Origin of the sequence: Flavobacterium sp. Arc3 (assembly GCF_041431375.1) — a bacterium.
Taxonomy (GTDB): domain Bacteria; phylum Bacteroidota; class Bacteroidia; order Flavobacteriales; family Flavobacteriaceae; genus Flavobacterium.
In genome coordinates this window covers 13,027-31,959 of the sequence record NZ_JASMRI010000013.1, presented here as the reverse complement: position 1 = coordinate 31,959, position 18,933 = coordinate 13,027, and the positions used below count along the sequence as shown (strand labels likewise).

The 18,933-nt window shown below is 34.7% G+C and carries 17 protein-coding genes; 11 read left to right on the top strand and 6 right to left on the bottom strand.

Features of this window, described 5'->3' with window-relative positions; all coding sequences use genetic code 11:
* Positions 1-24 precede the first annotated feature (24 nt).
* Positions 25-528: a ferritin gene (locus tag QO200_RS11045; protein WP_371539814.1), complete on the top strand. Its 504-nt coding sequence runs from the start codon at positions 25-27 to the stop codon at positions 526-528.
* Positions 529-590: 62 nt separating this feature from the next.
* Positions 591-767 (top strand): hypothetical protein, encoded by a 177-nt coding sequence (locus QO200_RS11040; protein WP_371539812.1) that lies wholly within the window; start codon positions 591-593, stop codon positions 765-767.
* Between the two features lie 91 nt (positions 768-858).
* Here QO200_RS11040 and QO200_RS11035 read toward each other — a convergent pair whose 3' ends face one another.
* Positions 859-1,191 carry a single-stranded DNA-binding protein gene (locus tag QO200_RS11035; protein ID WP_371539810.1) on the bottom strand — a complete coding sequence of 111 codons (333 nt, stop codon included), beginning with the start codon at positions 1,189-1,191 and terminating at the stop codon, positions 859-861.
* 217 nt (positions 1,192-1,408) lie between these two features.
* On the opposite strand from QO200_RS11035, the gene QO200_RS11030 reads away from it, so the two are divergent.
* The 5 genes from QO200_RS11030 to QO200_RS11010 all read left to right on the top strand — a co-directional run bounded on the left by QO200_RS11030 (position 1,409) and on the right by QO200_RS11010 (position 7,522).
* Complete coding sequence (locus tag QO200_RS11030) at positions 1,409-2,938, top strand: GNAT family N-acetyltransferase (RefSeq protein ID WP_371539809.1); 1,530 nt, start codon at positions 1,409-1,411, stop codon at positions 2,936-2,938.
* Positions 2,935-3,282, top strand: a complete 348-nt coding sequence (locus QO200_RS11025; RefSeq protein ID WP_371539806.1) for a hypothetical protein — start codon at positions 2,935-2,937, stop codon at positions 3,280-3,282. The genes QO200_RS11030 and QO200_RS11025 overlap by 4 nt, the downstream gene beginning before the upstream one ends.
* A gap of 98 nt (positions 3,283-3,380) precedes the next feature.
* Positions 3,381-5,705 carry a M28 family peptidase gene (locus QO200_RS11020; protein ID WP_371540027.1) on the top strand — a complete coding sequence of 775 codons (2,325 nt, stop codon included), beginning with the start codon at positions 3,381-3,383 and terminating at the stop codon, positions 5,703-5,705.
* A 67-nt stretch (positions 5,706-5,772) separates the two neighbouring features.
* Complete coding sequence (locus tag QO200_RS11015; protein WP_371539803.1) at positions 5,773-6,576, top strand: SDR family NAD(P)-dependent oxidoreductase; 804 nt, start codon at positions 5,773-5,775, stop codon at positions 6,574-6,576.
* 1 nt (position 6,577) lies between these two features.
* Entirely contained in the window at positions 6,578-7,522 is a 945-nt protein-coding gene (locus QO200_RS11010) for a DMT family transporter (protein WP_371539800.1), read from the top strand.
* 89 nt (positions 7,523-7,611) lie between these two features.
* On the opposite strand, the gene QO200_RS11005 is transcribed toward QO200_RS11010, so the two are convergent.
* Together QO200_RS11005 and QO200_RS11000 are read right to left on the bottom strand one after the other, a co-directional pair.
* A complete protein-coding gene (locus QO200_RS11005; RefSeq protein ID WP_371539798.1) occupies positions 7,612-9,675 on the bottom strand; it encodes a M13 family metallopeptidase in 2,064 nt (687 codons plus the stop codon).
* A gap of 188 nt (positions 9,676-9,863) precedes the next feature.
* Positions 9,864-11,927, bottom strand: coding sequence for a M13 family metallopeptidase (locus tag QO200_RS11000; RefSeq protein WP_371539796.1), 2,064 nt, complete (start codon positions 11,925-11,927; stop codon positions 9,864-9,866).
* A 139-nt stretch (positions 11,928-12,066) separates the two neighbouring features.
* Here QO200_RS11000 and QO200_RS10995 point away from each other — a divergent pair, with 139 nt between their 5' ends.
* From QO200_RS10995 to QO200_RS10980, 4 genes are all read left to right on the top strand, one after another.
* Entirely contained in the window at positions 12,067-12,732 is a 666-nt protein-coding gene (locus QO200_RS10995; protein ID WP_371539794.1) for an SCO family protein, read from the top strand.
* 155 nt (positions 12,733-12,887) lie between these two features.
* The gene (locus tag QO200_RS10990; RefSeq protein WP_026707881.1) at positions 12,888-13,127 is read left to right on the top strand and encodes a FeoA family protein; all 240 of its coding nucleotides are present in this window, start codon (positions 12,888-12,890) and stop codon (positions 13,125-13,127) included.
* Position 13,128: 1 nt separating this feature from the next.
* The gene (gene feoB / locus QO200_RS10985; RefSeq protein ID WP_371539790.1) at positions 13,129-15,228 is read left to right on the top strand and encodes a ferrous iron transport protein B; all 2,100 of its coding nucleotides are present in this window, start codon (positions 13,129-13,131) and stop codon (positions 15,226-15,228) included.
* Between the two features lie 6 nt (positions 15,229-15,234).
* Positions 15,235-15,360, top strand: coding sequence for a FeoB-associated Cys-rich membrane protein (locus tag QO200_RS10980; RefSeq protein WP_371539787.1), 126 nt, complete (start codon positions 15,235-15,237; stop codon positions 15,358-15,360).
* Positions 15,361-15,614: 254 nt separating this feature from the next.
* Here the strand turns inward: QO200_RS10980 and QO200_RS10975 are convergent, their stop codons facing one another.
* From QO200_RS10975 to QO200_RS10965, 3 genes are all read right to left on the bottom strand, one after another.
* Positions 15,615-15,782 (bottom strand): hypothetical protein, encoded by a 168-nt coding sequence (locus QO200_RS10975; protein WP_371539785.1) that lies wholly within the window; start codon positions 15,780-15,782, stop codon positions 15,615-15,617.
* A gap of 380 nt (positions 15,783-16,162) precedes the next feature.
* Positions 16,163-16,816: a metal-dependent transcriptional regulator gene (locus QO200_RS10970; RefSeq protein ID WP_371539783.1), complete on the bottom strand. Its 654-nt coding sequence runs from the start codon at positions 16,814-16,816 to the stop codon at positions 16,163-16,165.
* A gap of 157 nt (positions 16,817-16,973) precedes the next feature.
* Positions 16,974-18,845, bottom strand: a complete 1,872-nt coding sequence (locus QO200_RS10965; protein WP_371539781.1) for an Nramp family divalent metal transporter — start codon at positions 18,843-18,845, stop codon at positions 16,974-16,976.
* Between the last annotated feature and the right edge of the window lie 88 nt (positions 18,846-18,933).

Genomic DNA, 18,933 nt, shown 5'->3' with positions numbered 1-18,933 from the left:
AACTTTACAAGAAACACCTTTATTATGTTATCTAAAACTATTGAAACAGCACTGAACAAACAAGTTCGTATCGAAGCCGAATCTTCGCAAATATATCTTTCTATGGCTTCTTGGTCTGAAACTAATGGGTTAGAAGGAATTTCGAAATTCATGTATGCCCAATCAGATGAAGAACGCATCCATATGCTTAAAGTAATGAAATTCATAAATGAACGTGGCGGTCATGCTCAAGTTACCGAATTAAAAGCGCCAAAAACAAATTATGAAACATTCCAGGAAATGTTTGAAGAACTATACAAACATGAAGTTTTTGTTTCCAATGCTATAAACGAACTGGTTCATATTGCCCTCACTGAAAAGGATTATGCGTCGCACAATTTTTTACAATGGTTCGTCGCAGAACAAATTGAAGAAGAAGCACAAGCTAAAAACATATTAGATAAGATCCACCTGATAGGCGACGACAAAGGAGGCTTGTACTTATTTGACAGGGACATTCAACAACCAAATGTGAAGGGAGTTAAATAATAAAAACGATTTACAGTATATAAATAAAAGACCTCTTTATTCTGGTTTTAAATTTTTACAAATTGGGTAAAAAGAAAAAAAATAAAGAATCCAAAAAGGATAAAAACAAACTCCTTGAAAACGGCAAGAATGAAAAAGGCCTCAAGTCTGAATGCTGTGAAAAATATAAAAAAGGAGAACACAAAAGATGCAAACGGTGTCCTGGATTTGATTTACTTAATAATCTCCCAAGACTATAAACAACATTAACGTTCCCTAATACAAACAAAAGTCCCGGCTTACACGTTTAAAAAAACTGTAAACCGGGACTTTTCAATAATCTATAAACGACTACTTCCCTAACAAAAGGACTTCCGTTACGACTACCTCAGTAACATAGCGTTTCTCCCCATTTTTGTCATCATAACTCCTGTGAGCTAACTTCCCTTCTATTGCAATTTCTTTACCCTTAGTAACGAATTTCTCAATAATATCGGCCGTTTTTCCCCAAGCAATTAATCGATGCCACTGCGTTTCCTCTACTTTTTCTCCTTTATCATTTTTATAGCTCTCATTAGTGGCTAATGTAAAAGTGGCTAGTTTTTTTCCTCCCTCAAAATTTTTGATTTCTGGATCATTTCCTAAATGTCCGATCAACTGTACTTTGTTTCTTAATGCATTCATGGCGTGTAAAATTTAAATGTTATAATCTGAACTCATTTCAGATTCTTTTTGTGGTTTATATTATTAAAATCATTGTTGTTTGATTTCGACATTGCAAAGATTAGATACTTTGAAAAATTTATTCGGTTAACGTTCAATTACTTTCGGTTGTAAATACTTGTAACCGTTTGTAAACGGATACTATTTTTCTTATCTTAGCAAAAAATAAACACCATTTATGCCAGCAAATATTAAGTCAATTGAGTTACGTAACTTAAAAACTGAAGATTATAAAGAATTAAAAAAATCCATGATTGAATCTTATCCAGAAATGGCAGAGTCATTTTGGAAAGAAGATCAAATAGAACTTTTATTAAAGAAATTTCCTGAAGGGCAATTGGTAATAGTAGTAGATGGAATAGTCGTTGGTTCAGCACTATCATTATTAGTTACAGAAGATTTCGCTTTTAAAACCCGTTCTTATAAAGCAATTACAGGAAATTTTTCGTTTTCAACGCACAACACAGAAGGAGAAGTTTTATATGGTATTGATGTTTTCATTAATCCTCAATATCGCGGACTTCGATTGGGTCGTCGTTTGTATGATGTTAGAAAAGAACTATGTGAACAATTGAATCTAAAATCTATCATTTTTGCGGGACGAATCCCTAATTACGGAAAATTTAAAAATGAAATTACCCCTAAAATTTATATCGAAAAAGTAAAGAAAAAAGAAATTTACGATCCTGTTTTATCCTTTCAGCTAAGCAATGATTTCCATGAACTTCGTGTCCTTAAAAACTACCTTGAAGGCGATACAGAGTCTTTAGAATATGCTGTTTTATTAGAATGGAACAATATTTATTATGATGATAGCCCAAAGTTAATTAACACTACAAAAAGCGTAGTACGTCTAGGATTAATTCAATGGCAAATGCGTTCGTTAACTAATTTAGATGCTCTTTTTGACCAAGCCGAATTTTTTATTGATACCGTTTCTGGTTACGGCAGTGATTTTGCTTTGTTCCCAGAGTTTTTTACGGCGCCATTAATGGCTGATTTCAACCATTTGTCGGAGGCAGAAGCGATTAGAGAATTAGCCAAGCATACCGAAGCTGTAAAATTAAAATTTCAAGAATTTGCGATTTCCTACAATATCAATATCATCACAGGAAGTATGCCTTTTATAGAAAACGAACACGTATACAACGTAGGTTTTCTTTGCAAACGCGATGGTACAAACGAAATGTACCGTAAAATCCATATTACACCAAATGAAGTTTTTCATTGGGGAATTACAGGCGGCGACACTATTCAGACTTTTGACACTGATTGTGGAAAAATAGGAATCGTAATTTGTTACGATGTGGAGTTCCCAGAACTTTCTCGTCTAATGGCAGATCAAGGTATGAATATTTTATTCGTTCCTTTCTTAACGGACACTCAAAACGGATACACGCGTGTAAAACATTGTGCGCAAGCAAGAGCTATTGAAAACGAATGTTATGTAGCTATTGCCGGTTGTGTTGGAAATTTACCAAAAGTAAATAATATGGATATTCAATATGCACAAGCTGCAGTTTATACGCCTTCTGATTTTGCTTTTCCTAGTAACGGAATCAAAGCAGAGGCAACACCTAATACAGAGATGACTTTAATTGTTGACGTCGACATTAATCTGCTAAAGGAATTACACGAGCATGGAAGTGTAAACACAATGAAAGACAGAAGACACGATTTATATAGTTTGAAAAAATTAAAATCATGAAGAATTGTTTAGAATGTGGTGAGAAAATTGTGGGTCGAGAGGATAAAAAATTCTGCAGCGATGGTTGTCGCAATGCCTATAATAACAAAATCAATAAAGACAGTAATAATTACATGCGCAACATCAACAACAAGTTGCGCAAAAATTATCGCATTCTATCTGAACTTAATCCCGACGGAAAATCCAAAACAACGCGAGCAAAACTCCTTAGCAAAGGTTTTGATTTTGAATTCTTCACTAATATACTGAATACCAAAACAGGGAATACCTACTATTTCCTATATGACTTAGGCTACATGCTACTAGACAATGATTACTATATGTTAGTCAAAAAAGACACTTAATACCACACCCCCCAATTTCCCAAAATATGAAAAAAAGCCTTTCCTCTCTTTTTGCTGTTGTTTTTATTTTAGGCGTTCTAGCAGTGATTTTCCTTACTATGATGCCCCAATGGACCTCAGACAACACGATACCACTTTCCGAATTTTCAACTGAAAGGGCATTAGAAAAAGTAAAAGCCATTTCAAAACAACCGCATTATGTTGGCTCTCAAAATCACGAGCAGGTTGCTGTTTATCTACAAAAAGAACTACGAAAATTAGGACTGACCACCTCAACCCAGGAAGGCTACACGTTGACAGAATGGGGAAATTTAGTGAAATCAAAAAATATTTTAGCTCGAATCAAAGGCACTTCCAGTAATTCTAAAGCATTGCTGCTGCTTTCTCATTACGACAGTGCACCACATTCCTACTCTCATGGCGCTAGCGACGCCGGATCTGGAGTAGCCACAATACTAGAAAGCGTTCGTGCCTTCTTGTATAATAAAAAGACCCATAAAAATGACATTATCATCCTGTTTACGGATGCAGAAGAATTAGGGTTAAATGGAGCGGCTCTTTTTGTAACCCAACACAACTGGGCAAAGGAAGTAGGCTTAGTCCTTAATTTCGAAGCCCGCGGTACTTCGGGGCCAAGCTATATGTTAATGGAAACAAATGCAGGAAATGCGGGTATGGTAAAAGAATTTTCGGCTGCGAATGCAACTTTTCCAGTATCAAACTCATTAATGTACAGTATTTATAAAATGCTACCTAATGACACTGATCTAACTGTTTTTAGAGAACAAAAAAGTATTCAGGGGTATAACTTTGCGTTTATTGACGATCACTATAATTACCATACTGCCCAAGATGATATCAATCACCTCAACAAAAATACCTTAGCTCATCAGGGAACTTACTTGATGCCTTTGCTGAGTTATTTTTCGAATGCTGATTTGAATACGACAAAATCTGCTGAAGATTATGTCTACTTCACCATCCCATTTACATTTATAAGTTATCCTTTTAGTTGGGTATTACCAATGGTTATTATAGCATTCGTACTCTTTCTATTTTTAGTTTTCATCGGAATTGGCAAAAAAATACTAACCATTCAAAGAATTGCGAGAGGATTTATACCGTTCTTAGGTTCGCTAATTTTTACTGGACTCATTACTTTTTTTGGTTGGAAAGGATTACTACAACTCTATCCGCAGTATAATGACTTACTAAATGGATTCACCTACAATGGACATGACTACATTGCTGCTTTCGTATTGCTGGCGTTAGCGATAACCCTGTTTTTTTATCACCTTTTCTCATCAAAAAAAGTAACCGTAAATCATTATGTGGCCCCATTATTTATTTGGTTAATTCTTAATGGACTATTGGCTGTTTATTTAAAAGGCGCTGGGTTTCTTATCATTCCTGTTTATTTTGGCATCTTCCTATTTGGTTACTACATTATCACGCAAAAGAGTAACAAAACACTAAACCTTATTTTTAGCATTCCAGCATTGCTGTTATTAGTTCCTTTTATACAAATGTTCCCCATAGGTTTGGGGTTAAAAGTACTGTTTGGAAGCGCTATTCTTACTGTTTTAACCTTTGGATTATTGTTACCTACTTTGGGTAATTTCAACAAAAAAGGATTGTGGTCCTTTCTTTTTCTAGTTCTCTCAATTGGCTTTTTTGCGAAAGCACATTATGAATCCGGTTATGAAGAAGGAAAAGCAAAATCGAACAGTTTGTTGTACATCTACAATGCCGATACTGATAAGGCCAATTGGGCGACATATGATGTCAATCTTGACTTCTGGACTAAACAATATTTGGGTGAAAACCCAAAACCTGCTACAGCTTTGAATCAAACGCCATTGTTCAGCAAATACAATTCTGGTTTCACATATGCGGCTGCTGCTCCAAAAAAGGAACTACTAAAACCAACTATCCAATTTTTGAAAGACAGTATCGCTGGAAATAAACGATATCTTAAACTTCGCATTTCTCCAAACCGATTGGTAAATCGTTATGATGTTTTTGCTAATAAAAAGATGGAATTCTATAATTTAAAAGCGAATGGCGCCACTCATATCAATCAAAAAGAAAAGCAGTTTAACCGAAAAGGCAAGAAAATATTAAGTTATTATGTAGTGGATAATACCCCGCTTGAAATGGAATTCAACATCAACGCAGGAACTGTTTTTGATATGGAACTGATAGAAAGCTCCTTTGATCTAATGCGAAATCCATTATTTTCGATTACAGAAAGGGCTGATTGGATGATGCCAACTCCTTTCGTCCTCACTGATGCCGTAGTTATCAAGCAAAGAATAAAACCAACACCTAGAGTTACTGAAGTACCTCTTGTTACCTTACCTTCTAAATCCGTTAAAAAAGAAAGTAAACTAATTGCAAGTGATACTACCAAAGTCAGATAATTTTATTCAAATTTGCACTAGCGTAGCTTGCTATGCTTCTTAAATTTATTGAAAATTGGATATTACAATGAAAAAAATAAGCGTTTTAGGTTGTGGTTGGTTAGGATTCCCTTTGGCGAAAGCTTTATTAGAAAAAAAATTTCGTGTAAATGGCTCGACAACTTCTGCAGATAAGATTTCGAAATTAGAAAACGTAGGCATTCATCCCTTTTTAATTTCACTTGAAACCGATGGAGTTACTGGCAGGATCACAGATTTTTTGAAAGACAGCTCGATTTTGATAATTGATATTCCTCCCAAGTTAAGGGGAACCAACAAAGAAAACTTTGTTAGTAAAATAGAGGCATTAATCCCATTTATCGAAAAATCAACAATTGAAAATGTCCTTTTTATAAGTTCAACTTCAGTATATGGCGACGCTAATGACCAAGTAACCGAAGAAACTCCATTAAACCCTGATTCTGAAAGCGGAAAACAATTAGCTATAGTGGAAGGTGTTTTGCATAACAACAGTCGTTTTAAAACCACCATTCTTCGTTTTGGAGGTTTGATTGGCGAAGATAGAAATCCAATTAAATTTATAGCAGCTAAGGAGAATCTTGAAAATCCTGACGCCCCTATTAATTTAATCCATCAAACGGACTGTATTGGTATTATTCTTAGAATAATCGAAAAGAACTCTTGGGGAGAAACGTATAATGCGGCGACTCCAGTGCACCCTTCTCGCAAAGTCTATTATACCCAAAAAGCATTAAAATTAAATTTAATTCCGCCCACGTTCAATCACGAAAAACCCTCGCTCGGAAAAACAATTCTAACGGATAAATTAGTAAAAAACCTTGACTATACTTTTACAATAACGGATCTATAAAGTGAAAACTAAAATTAAAGCTGCTCTTTCCACCAGAATAAACGCTGTCGGATTGCCAATATTAGCACTGTCCTGCGTATGTTTATTTTGGGGAACCACATGGATCGCTTCAAAACAAGGGGTAAGGTATATGCCGCCATTACAATTGGCAGGGATAAGACAACTTATAGGAGGAATACTTTATGTTTCTTTTTTCTTGTACAAAAAAGAGGCCTGGCCTAAGGGAAAACAGTGGAAAACAATCATCATTTTAGGTATTCTCAATTTTGCCTTAAGCAACGGACTGAGTACCTGGGGCGTAAAATTTATCAGTAGTGGTTTAGGGGCAATTTTAAATGCCGTTTTCCCCTTATGGATTGTTATTATTACTTTTTTTAGAGGCGAAAAATTAGCACGGCTAGCAATTGTGGGACTCATAATCAGTTTTAGTGGCGTTTGCGTCATTTTCTATGACCACCTTAGCGATTTCCTGCAACCTGATTTTAGATTTGGAATTCTTCTTTCCTTAATCGCAACGATTAGTTGGGCTTTTGGAAGCTTATACACGAAGAAAAAAGCAGCTACTTTTAATCCTTATTTTAGCCTTGGCTTGCAAATGTTGCTTTCGAGCTTTATTCTTTTTGCCGTTACAGGTGCTACTGGAACTGGAGTTAACATCCTGTCAATTCCAGCAATTTCGTGGTGGTCCATTGCCTACTTGGTCATTATAGGTTCCGTATTAACGTTTATTGCTTATGTCTATATGTTACAAAAACTACCCCCAGAAATAAATAGCATTTATGCTTATATTAACCCCATTGTGGCCGTATTATTAGGTGCCGTAATTTTTGGAGAATCACTATCAATGGCGATCGCAATTGGAGGAGGAATAACTATTTTTGGTTTGTACATGGTTAATCATTCCATTAGAAAAACCCGTCGATTGGCTGCAGCCAGTATAAAATAAACAATCAATTTTCGGCTTTCGCCAAAGTAATATAAACAAAAAATCCCAAGCGCTAACTTGGGATTTCTTTTGATATAAATTATTTTTTTCTACCAGATTCTAACTCTTTTTTCTGGAGCGATGAACATTCCGTCATTCGGCTGAATATTAAATGCTTTATAGAAATAATCAATGTTTTGCAACGGTACATAAGAACGGTAAATACCCGGAGAATGTGGATCTGTTTTTACTTGGTTTTTTATAGCCTCATCACGAGATTTAGTACGCCATATAGTTGACCAAGAAATAAAGAAACGTTGTTCTGGCGTGTACCCATCAATTAACCCTGGATTTCCATTTTCTTTCAAGTACAATTGTAATCCATCATAAGCGGCACTTACACCTCCTAAATCACCAATGTTTTCTCCCAAAGTAAACTTACCATCAACAAAAGTTCCTGGCAACGGTTCTAATGCGCTGTATTGATCTGCAAGAGCCGTTGTTAAAGCTGCAAATTGTTTTGAATCTTCAGCAGTCCACCAGTCAACTAAATTTCCATCAGCGTTGTATCTTGATCCTGAATCATCAAAGCCATGAGAAATTTCGTGTCCGATAACTCCTCCAATTCCACCATAATTTACCGCTTCATCAGCTTGGTAGTTATAAAAAGGCGGTTGCAAGATAGCTGCTGGAAATACAATCTCATTGTACGACGGATTGTAATAGGCATTCACGGTTTGTGGTGACATTCCCCATCTTGTTTTATCAACAGGTTTGTTCAAGTCGACTAAATCTTCTTCGAATGACCATTTAGCCATACTTTTTGCATTGTCAAAATAAGTACCCCCCTCTTCTGGGCTTTTAATAACAAGCTTAGAATAATCTTTCCATTTATCAGGATATCCAATTTTAATTTTTGATTTGTGTAATTTTTCAACTGCACTCACCTTAGTCTCAGGAGACATCCATGTCAAATTATTAATTCGGTTTTCAAAAGCGACAAAGATGTTCTTGATCATCTTCTCTGCTTTGGCTTTGGCTTCAGCTGGAAACTTTTTCTCTACATATAACTTTCCTAAAGCTTCCCCTATTCTACCATTGATTACTTGCAGTGCGCGTTCATCACTAGGTCTTTGCTTTACAGCACCTGTTAATGTTTTTCCGTAAAACTCAAAATTTGCATTTTCAATCGCAGTTGTTAATTGACTTGACGCTCTGTTTAACAATGACCAGCGCATATAGGCTTTCCAGTCGTTCACTTTGTTTTCCTTCAAAATGGACTCAAAAGCAGTCATGTATTTCGGTTGTGAAACGATTAAAGAATCTACATTTTTCAAGCCTATTTTTGTAAAATACGTGTTCCAGTTAATTGATGGAGTCAACTTTTGTAAATCGGCAATTGTCATCGGGTTATACGACTTCCTTCTGTCTCTTCTTTCTACACGGTCAAATCTAGGTTTTGACATTTCGATTTCAAGCGCTAGAATTTGTTCTGCATGTGCTTTAGCTTCGGCTGGTTTTTCACCAAGGAACCCAAGCATTTTTGCAACGTGCAGCACGTATTTTTCTCTTTTTTCTTTGGAGTCAGCATCTTCAGAAACATAATAATCTCTATCTGGTAAACCGACACCACCAGGCCCCACACTAATTACATTCCTATTGCTGTTTTTAGCATCGGCACCAATATTAGCACCAAAGAAACCAATTCCTCCCAAAGGTTCCATTTCGATTAATAAGGCTTCTAAATCCTTAGTATTTTTAACGGCATCAATTTTCTTCAAGTAGGGCTTTAATGGAGTTATCCCTAATTTATTGCGCCCTACAGTATCTAATATTGTTTTATACAAATTGATAGCCTTCCCTTGATCAGTATCTGATTTGTATTTTGGGTTTGTTGCAGCTTCTTTTAGTATTGCCAAAGCATCAGCATCTGTCCTTTGTCTTAGTTCGTCAAAACTTCCCCAACGCGTTCTGTCAGATGGAATTTCAGTATTATCTAACCAAGTACCATTTACATAACGGAAAAAGTTATTACTGGGCTTTACCGCCTTGTCCATATAATTGACATTAATACCAGGCTCTTTCGCCGTTGAAGCTGTTTGTGCCTGTGTCACCGTAAGTCCTAAAAGTGCAGGAATCACAAAAAGTAACGACCTATTGCTGTTTTTTTTCATTTTTTTTAGTTAATTAGTTGATTTCGTATTGCTTATTCCTACTATTTGAAATAGTAATAGAAATAATTTATAAATATATAAAAGTAATTTTCAATTAGAATAACTTTAACATTTGTTGACGTGTGCTTTTTTAAAATAAGAAATCCCTAGCTTTCACTTGGGACTTCTTATCTATAATAGTTTAACGACTACCAAATCTTAACTCTTTTTTCAGGTTCGATATACATACCATCTCCTTTTTTAATATTGAAGGCCTTATAAAAAGCATCTACATTTTGAACTGGAACATACGCACGGTACATTCCTGGAGAATGTGGATCTGTTTTTACCTGATTTTTAATCGCTTCATCACGAGATTTAGTTCTCCAAACTGTAGTCCAAGCAATAAAGAAACGTTGCTCTGGTGTGAATCCGTCAATAAGACCTGGATTTTTATTGTCTTTTAGATACAATTGCAAACCATCATAAGCGGCATTTACTCCTCCTAAATCTCCAATATTTTCACCTAAAGTAAATTTTCCATCAACATGAACACCTGGAAGTGGTTCCAACGCACTGTATTGATTAGAAAGCGCAGTACCCAGAGCTGTAAACTGTGTTAAATCATCGGCAGTCCACCAGTCTACTAAATTACCATCGGCATTGTAACGAGCACCTGAATCATCAAAACCATGAGAAATTTCATGACCTATTACAGCTCCAATTCCTCCGTAATTCACCGCCTCATCAGCTTGGTAATTGTAAAAAGGTGGCTGTAATATCGCTGCTGGAAATACAATTTCGTTATAAGATGGATTGTAATAGGCATTTACCGTTTGTGGCGACATATACCATTCTGTTTTATCAACTGCTTTGTCTAACTTGTCGATATCTTTTTGGAAATTCCAACGAGAAAGACTCTTCATGTTTTCAAAATAGCTTCCACCGTCTGCAATACTTTTAATTTCTAATTTAGAATAATCTTTCCATTTATCTGGATATCCAATTTTAATGCTAATCTTATTCAATTTTTCAATCGCTTTCACTTTTGTCTCTGCTGACATCCAAGTTAAATTATTGATTCTATTTTGGTACGCCAAAATAATATTACGAATCATTTTCTCTGCTTTTTCTTTTGCTTCAGCAGGAAACATTTTCTCAACATACAGTTTCCCTAAAGCTTCACCTACAGTTCCATTAACAGTTTGCAACGCACGCTCTTCACGAGGTCTTTGTTTGATTGCCCCTGTCAACGTTTTTCCGTAGAAATCAAAGTTAGCTTCTTCGATTTTTGTAGATAATAATCCCGTTGAATTATTCAGTAAGTTCCACTTCATGTATTCTTTCCAAGCAGCCACATTATTTTCTGTGAAAATAGTTTGCAAGGCTTTCATATACTTAGGTTGTGAAACAATTACGCTGTCTAGCTTTGTAAAGCCAATACCAGTAAAGTATTCTTTCCAATTAATCGCGGGTGTCATTTTCTGCAATTCTGCAATAGTCATAGGATTGTATTGCAATCTACCGTCTCTGCGCTCTACTCTATCCAAACGGGGATTAGACATCTCTGTTTCTAAAGCTAGAACCTTGGCTGCACTTACTTTAGCTTGCTCTGGAGCTTCACCTATAAATTGTAGCATTCTACTTACATGTTGCCCGTACTTCTCTCTTTTTTCTTTGGTGTCTTTTTCTTCTGATGAATAATAATCTTTATCTGCCAAACCTAATCTCGCAACACCAATACTCAATGAATTTTTAGCACTGTTCTTGTCATCAGCACCTACTCCAACTCCGAAAAAGCCAATACCTCCGATAGGTTCCATTTCAATTAGCAACTTCTGTAAATCTTGAATGTTCCTAACATTATCAATTTTGGCGAGATAAGGTAGTAACGGAATTATATCCTGTTTGTCTCTTGCTACAGTATCTAAAATTGAATTGAAAAGGTTTATTGCTTTTCCTTGATCCGTATTTGATTTATATTTTGGATTTTTAGAAGCATCTTTTAAAATTGCCAACGCATCTTTATCAGTTTTTTTAAGTAGTTCATTAAAACTTCCCCAAGAAGTTCTGTCACTAGGAATTTCGGTTTTATCAAGCCAAGTTCCATTTACGAAGCGGAAAAAGTCATCTGCGGGCTTAACTTTATTATCAAAGAACGTGGTATTAATTCCCGGTTCTTTGACTGACGTAACTTTTTGAGCTTGCGCCTCAGCAAATCCAATTATTGCAGGAATCACTAAAAGAAGTCCCTTATTCAGTTTTATTTTCATTTTTTTAATTGAGTTAGTTAATATTACAAAGCTATTAATAAAAAATATAAAAATGTTTAATATCATATTAAAATTACAATTGCATAAATTTACGTTTGAAAGCTGCCTTTTTTGTATTTTTGCATAAATTATTTTTTTTATGAAATCTATTTTCAAGAAATACCGAATTTTTATTGGTATTTTCATAGTCTTCTCAGCCATTACTTTATACTTGTTTTACGGCGCATTAAAGCCTAGCAAAACCTTACCTATCTACAATCCGTCTGATGTAAATCCTGAATTAGTAGACAGTACCGTGCAATATATTAGTAAGTACCACACCATTGCTGATTTCTCGTTTACCAATCAAAATGGAAAAACGATTACTCAAAAAGACTACGAAGGCAAAATATATGTCGCTGATTTTTTCTTTACGACTTGTGGTTCGATTTGTCCAAAAATGACGGCTAATTTATTTGAAGTCCAAAAAGCTATCAAAAACAACCCAAAAGTGATGTTGCTTTCTCATACCGTGTTTCCAGAAGTTGACAGTGTTCCTGTTTTAAAAGCATATGCGATAAAGTATGGCGTTGATGATAAAAAATGGAATCTAGTTACTGGCGATAAAAAAGAGATTTACACCATGGCCAGAAAATCTTATTTGGCTGTCAAATTAGGAAAACCAAGCGAACTATACGATATGGTTCATACCGAAAACTTTGTTCTTGTAGATGCTAAAAGAAGGGTACGTGGTTTTTATGATGGCACAAAAAAAGAGGACATCGAAAAATTAATTACCGACATTAATTTTTTAAGCAACGAGTAATAAGCTAAAAAATAATTTTTACTTTTTAGACACTAGGCCTTTACCAGTTATTCATACTCTTAATATATTCAACAGACGTTACAAAAGTGATAATTATCATATGATTTAGTATTATAATATGTATTTTTGCAATATTAATTCAATCTAAATAAGTCTTGCGAACTACAATAAATTCACTTAAAAAAGGAGAAAAGGCAATTATCAAAGATTTTGATATTGATGTCATTCCTTTGAAATTACTTGAGATGGGATGTTTACCTGGTAATACGGTTGAACTGCTTCAAATTGCACCTTTTGGCGATCCCCTATATTTAGATATAAATGGTTCTCACTTGGCCATTCGTGTGGAAACAGCCGCAGAAATTGAAGTTGAATTAATCAAAATCCAATTATAAAATGATTAATCAAAATATCAATGTAGCATTAATAGGAAATCCTAATGTGGGTAAAACCTCCGTTTTTAATCAACTTACAGGATTAAACCAGCAAGTAGGAAATTATCCTGGGATTACGGTTGAAAAAAAAATAGGTTTTTGCAAATTACCCAATAATGTTAAAGCAAATATCTTAGACTTACCCGGAACTTATAGTCTTAATGCTAGTTCTATTGATGAAAACGTAGTAATCGAATTACTTTTAAATAAAAACGACAAACTCTATCCTGATGTTGCCCTTGTAGTGACAGATGTAGAAAATCTAAAACGAAATTTATTACTCTTTACCCAAATAAAAGACCTTGAAATTCCAACTATTCTTGTCATTAATATGGCTGACAGAATGGAACATAAAGGGATTACTTTAGACATTCCCTACCTAGAAGAACATTTAAAGACAAAAATTGCCTTGGTGAGTTCTCGGAAAGGTTTTGGAATAAACGAATTAAAAAAATTAATAATCACTTACAAAACCATTTCAAGCGAACCTTGCCTGAATGCCTCCGTAATTGATCCCGAATATTTTGATAGCTTACGCAAAGCATTTCCTAACCAATTAATTTACAAATTATGGTTGGTAATTACCCAAGATGTAAACTTCTTAAATTTAGAACGTAAAGAGATTCAAAATTCTTTTACTAAATCTCATTCTGATTTAAAACGTTTACAGCAAAAAGAAACCATCAAGCGCTACCAATTTATTAATGACGTTTTAAAAGAAAGTTTAAAAATAGATGCTACAGTCGCAAAAGATTTTAGAAGTAAACTAGACCGCGTGTTAACACATAAGGTTTGGGGTTATGCAATTTTCTTTCTTATTTTGTTTGTCATTTTCCAATCGATTTTTGAGTGGTCAAAAATTCCAATGGAATTTATAGACAGTTCTTTTGCATCTTTAAGCGCCTTAGCTAGTGAATCACTACCCGCAGGAGTTTTGACAAATTTAATATCTCAAGGTATCATTCCTGGTATTGGCGGAATATTAATTTTCATCCCTCAAATTGCCTTTTTATTTCTTTTCATATCGATCCTAGAAGAAAGTGGCTATATGAGTCGTGTAGTTTTCTTGATGGATAAAATCATGCGAAAATTTGGTTTATCTGGTAAAAGCGTTGTGCCTTTAATTTCTGGAACCGCCTGTGCTATTCCTGCAATTATGGCGACTAGAAACATAGAAAATTGGAAAGAACGATTAATTACAATTCTAGTAACTCCGTTTACTACGTGCTCTGCTAGATTACCTGTTTATGCCATTATTATCGCACTTGTTATTCCAGACACGCATGTTTTAGGGATATTTAATCTTCAAGGCTTAACGTTGATGCTTTTGTATCTTTTAGGCTTCGGAATGGCAATATTCTCAGCTTATGCTTTGAATAAAGTAATGAAAATAAAAGGAAAAACTTTCTTCGTGGTCGAAATGCCTAATTACAAATTGCCCATGTTTAAAAACGTGGCGATTAACGTGATCGAAAAAACAAAAGCCTTCGTTTATGGTGCTGGAAAGATTATCCTGGCAATCTCTATTGTTTTGTGGTTTTTAGCTTCTTACGGACCAGGAAAAAAATTCAATAATGCCGAAGAAATAATTCAGTCAAAAGCGGAAAACACCTCTTTAACTCCATTAGAATTAGAGAGTAAAGTGTCTTCTTATAAATTAGAGAATTCGTACATCGGGATTATGGGAAAAAGCATTGAACCCGCGATTTCTCCTTTAGGATACGACTGGAAAATAGGAATTGCGGTTATTAGTTCTTTTGCCGCTAGAGAAGTTTTTGTGGGAACACTTGCAACAATTTATAGTGTAGGTGGTAGCGACAATGAAGATACTATCAAAAATAAAATGGCTGCTGAAATAAATCCAGAAACTGGCGAGAAAGTATTCAATTTTGCCTCTGGAATATCATTGTTATTGTTTTATGCTTTTGCATTACAATGTGCCAGCACACTTGCCATAACAAAAAAGGAAACTAACTCTTGGAAATGGCCCGTAGGTCAACTTATTTTCATGAGTGGATTTGCTTATATCGTAGCGCTAATTGCCTATCAAATTTTAAAATAAAAGATTATGCTTCAAGAAATAATAGCCTTTACAATTCTAGCTTTAGCTGTTGGATTTCTCATTAAAAAATACTTTTTTAAGAAGAAAAAATCGGCTAGTAATTGCGGGACCGATGATTGTGGCTGCCATTAGTAAAATCAACTTTAATAACTAACAAAAAAACGCAAAGCAGTTCAATACCACTTTGCGTTTTTTATTACTAAAATATTACTAATTAATTAATCCTCTTTTTAACGTTTTGCAACATAATTAATTTCTGCCCCTGCGCCTCGATTTCATCAGTTTTACTTTTCATCACTTTATATTGTGTTGAATTTCATCTTCGCTATATTTTATTAAGTCCTTCGCTTTTTTGATTTCTTTCTCTAATTTTTCACAACCTTCAGCTAACTTCTCTTTTTCTTTTTCTTTTTCTTTTTTAAACTCTCTAGTACTTTATTTTCTGATTCTAAAACGCCATCCATGTGCATTTCAGATGCTTTGACAGCAATGCTTTTCACAATATCATAGGCATATTGAAATTTCTCAGCACTATATCCATTATCTAGAAACAAACCACCCATATTAAAAAAAACAGTGTAATTGTAACCGCTGTCAGTTTTAGCGATAACCTGATCAATACCTATTGTACTAGTGCTAATTTTGTCAATTGCAGCGTTATCTAAATAAAATTCACTACCCTTCTGATTTTTGTATCCTCACCTTTAAAAGGCTTTGTAACCTCTTTACTGGCGTCTTCAACATTATCTTCAGAGACATTAGGTATAAAAAATGTAATCCCGCAGGCTATGATCCAGCACTCATTTGTTGAGTTACCGCTTTTGGTACTATCAATTGAGAATTACCTAAACTACTTGACAATAAAACGACGAAAGTAATTTTGTATTTCATGATTTTTATTTAATATTTATGCACAAAAAATAGTCTTAGAATCCTAATTTACCTTTACAAACAGATTGCTTGCTATTTTGTTCGAAATCGTTAAATTCTTCCCGTCTACCTTTATTCTTAAGGACAAATCAAAACTCTCTTTACCCATGATTTCAATTTTTGATCCCAAAGCAATTTCTTGCTTATCTAAATATTTTAGAAATTCAGATGAAGTATCTTTAACTCCCACACATATTCCGCTTTTACTAACAAGCAGTTCTGAAAGTAATTGTTTATCCACTTTTAAAATTTGTCCTTGTGCATTAGGAATTGGATCACCATGAGGATCTTCGGTAGGATTACCTAGAAAGTCATCTAGTTTGTTAATCAGCTTTTCTGACTTGATGTGTTCTAATTGTTCTGCGATATCATGTACCTCATCCCAAGAAAAATCTAATTTCTCTACTAAGAAAACTTCCCAAAGGCGGTGTTTTCTAACAATCATTTTAGCCGCAAGCTTCCCTGCATCCGTTAAGGAAACCCCTTGGTATTTTTTATAATTAACCAAGTCTTTCTCTGCTAACTTTTTGATCATGTCCGTCACTGAGGAAGCTTTGGTCTCCATCATTTCGGCAATTGCATTAGTACTCACATCCGTATTTGAAACTACAGTAAGATGGTATATGGCCTTGAGGTAATTTTCTTCTGAAAAAGTCATTGAGTTTTTGATTGATGATTAACGATTTTTGATTGTAGATATCCTAGCTGCAATCAAAGCGAAAATCCGTGTTGTTTTTTATTTAATAGAGATAGCCTCCCAATGTTTCAGGAGCAGGAAATAGCTCCTGAGAATAATAGCAAATTAATTAAAGAATTTAATCTTTCACAATCAATAACGGAATCGTAATTTTATGTCTTAATTTATCTACGGTTGTTCCAAAAATCAAATCCTTGAAACCAGTGTGGCCGTGTGTTCCCATCACCAAAATATCAAAAGCACCTTCATTTATGATTGTTGGGATTACTTTATTTGGTTTTCCAAAGCCTAACTGAATATCCACTTTAAAACCTCTTTCAGAAAGCATTTCTTTGTATTCATTCAGTAGTTTTTCGTCGACCGATGTTTCGTGATCATCAATATTCTCACCGTAAATCAACGCTCCCACGGTTTCTACAATATGAATTAAAGTGTAATTAGCTTGTTTTCCTCCAAGTTCAAAGGCGCTGTTCAAAGCAACCTCATCAGCACTTGAGAAATCGACGGTAACAGCAATATTCCTTTTATCATAAGCTTCAGATTTAGAAAATCGAAGCTTTAAATTGTGTGGTGAATGATTATGGAAATTTACTTTTGACTTAGAAATAAAAGGTTTGATTACAATATATAATAATAAAATTAAGAAAGCAAAAGCCAATGGAACTACGGTAAGCCAAAGCACAATTGGGTTCTCAGAAGTTTCTAACCAACCGGTGATTTCATCTAAAACTAATTTTCCATTTAAGATTACAATAATCGAAGCCACAGTCCAGGAAGCCATTTGCGTCCATTTACCTATGTGAAATCCTTTCATTTTTGATTTATCACTCACAAAGTGAATCAGCGGAATAATCGCAAATCCCAATTGTAAACTCAAAATCACTTGACTAAAAATCAACAGTTTTCCAGTTACGCCTTCCCCAAAAATAGTAATTACAATTACAGCTGGGATGATGGCAATTAATCGTGTAATAATTCTACGTACCCAAGGTTGGATTCTTAAATTCAAATAGCCTTCCATGATAATTTGTCCGGCTAAAGTTCCTGTAACTGTCGAACTCTGTCCTGCAGCAATCAAAGCCACAGCAAATAGTATAGGCGCCCATTTAGTCCCTAAAAGCGGTTGTAAAAATTTGTGAGCATCTTGAATTTCGGCAACATTATGCATACCAACTTTATAAAATGTGGCTGCTGCCAAAATTAAAATAGCGGCGTTGACAAAAAAAGCAAGGTTTAAGGCAATTGTAGAATCGATGAAATTGTATTTCAAAGCTTGTTTAATTCCTTCTTTAGAACGGTCAAACTTTCGGGTTTGTACTAATGATGAGTGTAAATATAAATTGTGAGGCATCACCGTAGCTCCAATAATACCAATGGCAATGTATAGCGCAGTTTCATTAGGCATTGTCGGGATTAAACCTAATAGTACTTTATCCATTTCTGGCTGTGCAAAAATCATTTCGAAAATAAAAGAAACCCCAATTACCAGTACTAAAGCAATAATGAAGGCTTCCATTTTTCGAATCCCTTTATTTATTAAAAACAACAATAAAAACGTATCCAGAACCGTAATCATTACTCCTTCTATCAGCGGAATATCAAACAATAAATTAATACCAATCGCCATTCCTAAAACCTCAGCAAGGTCACAGGCTGCGATGGCAATCTCTGCCAAGAAATAAAGGATGTAATTGATAAAAGGGGAATAGGTTTCGCGTGAAGCTTGTGCTAAATCGCGCTGGGTTACTATGCCTAATCGCGCACTTAAACTTTGTAAAAGAAGCGCCATGATATTACTCATTAATAAAACCCAAAGTAAGGAATAACCAAATTGACTCCCTCCGGCAAGATCCGTTGCCCAGTTTCCCGGGTCCATATATCCAACACTTATTAAGTAGGCAGGACCAAAAAATGCTAATATTTTACGGAAAACTGATTTTTTATTCTGAGTTGAAACGGACTCGTTTACCTCTTCTAATGATTTACCCATCGTATAACTATTTGAGACAAATATAATTGTATTTTTTTGTTTTATCACATATAATTTTTAGATTTGTCTAAAAATTAATTTAAACCTA

Bases quoted from the DNA above. Each gene is read 5' to 3' on its own strand.
- QO200_RS11045 (WP_371539814.1), top strand. From the start codon at position 25: ATGTTATCTAAAACTATTGAAACAGCACTGAACAAACAAGTTCGTATC.
- QO200_RS11035 (WP_371539810.1), bottom strand. From the start codon at position 1,191: ATGAATGCATTAAGAAACAAAGTACAGTTGATCGGACATTTAGGAAAT.
- QO200_RS11030 (WP_371539809.1), top strand. From the start codon at position 1,409: ATGCCAGCAAATATTAAGTCAATTGAGTTACGTAACTTAAAAACTGAA.
- QO200_RS11025 (WP_371539806.1), top strand. From the start codon at position 2,935: ATGAAGAATTGTTTAGAATGTGGTGAGAAAATTGTGGGTCGAGAGGAT.
- QO200_RS11020 (WP_371540027.1), top strand. From the start codon at position 3,381: ATGATGCCCCAATGGACCTCAGACAACACGATACCACTTTCCGAATTT.
- QO200_RS11015 (WP_371539803.1), top strand. From the start codon at position 5,773: ATGAAAAAAATAAGCGTTTTAGGTTGTGGTTGGTTAGGATTCCCTTTG.
- QO200_RS11005 (WP_371539798.1), bottom strand. From the start codon at position 9,675: ATGAAAAAAAACAGCAATAGGTCGTTACTTTTTGTGATTCCTGCACTT.
- QO200_RS11000 (WP_371539796.1), bottom strand. From the start codon at position 11,927: ATGAAAATAAAACTGAATAAGGGACTTCTTTTAGTGATTCCTGCAATA.
- QO200_RS10995 (WP_371539794.1), top strand. From the start codon at position 12,067: ATGAAATCTATTTTCAAGAAATACCGAATTTTTATTGGTATTTTCATA.
- feoB (WP_371539790.1), top strand. From the start codon at position 13,129: ATGATTAATCAAAATATCAATGTAGCATTAATAGGAAATCCTAATGTG.
- QO200_RS10980 (WP_371539787.1), top strand. From the start codon at position 15,235: ATGCTTCAAGAAATAATAGCCTTTACAATTCTAGCTTTAGCTGTTGGA.
- QO200_RS10970 (WP_371539783.1), bottom strand. From the start codon at position 16,816: ATGACTTTTTCAGAAGAAAATTACCTCAAGGCCATATACCATCTTACT.
- QO200_RS10965 (WP_371539781.1), bottom strand. From the start codon at position 18,845: ATGGGTAAATCATTAGAAGAGGTAAACGAGTCCGTTTCAACTCAGAAT.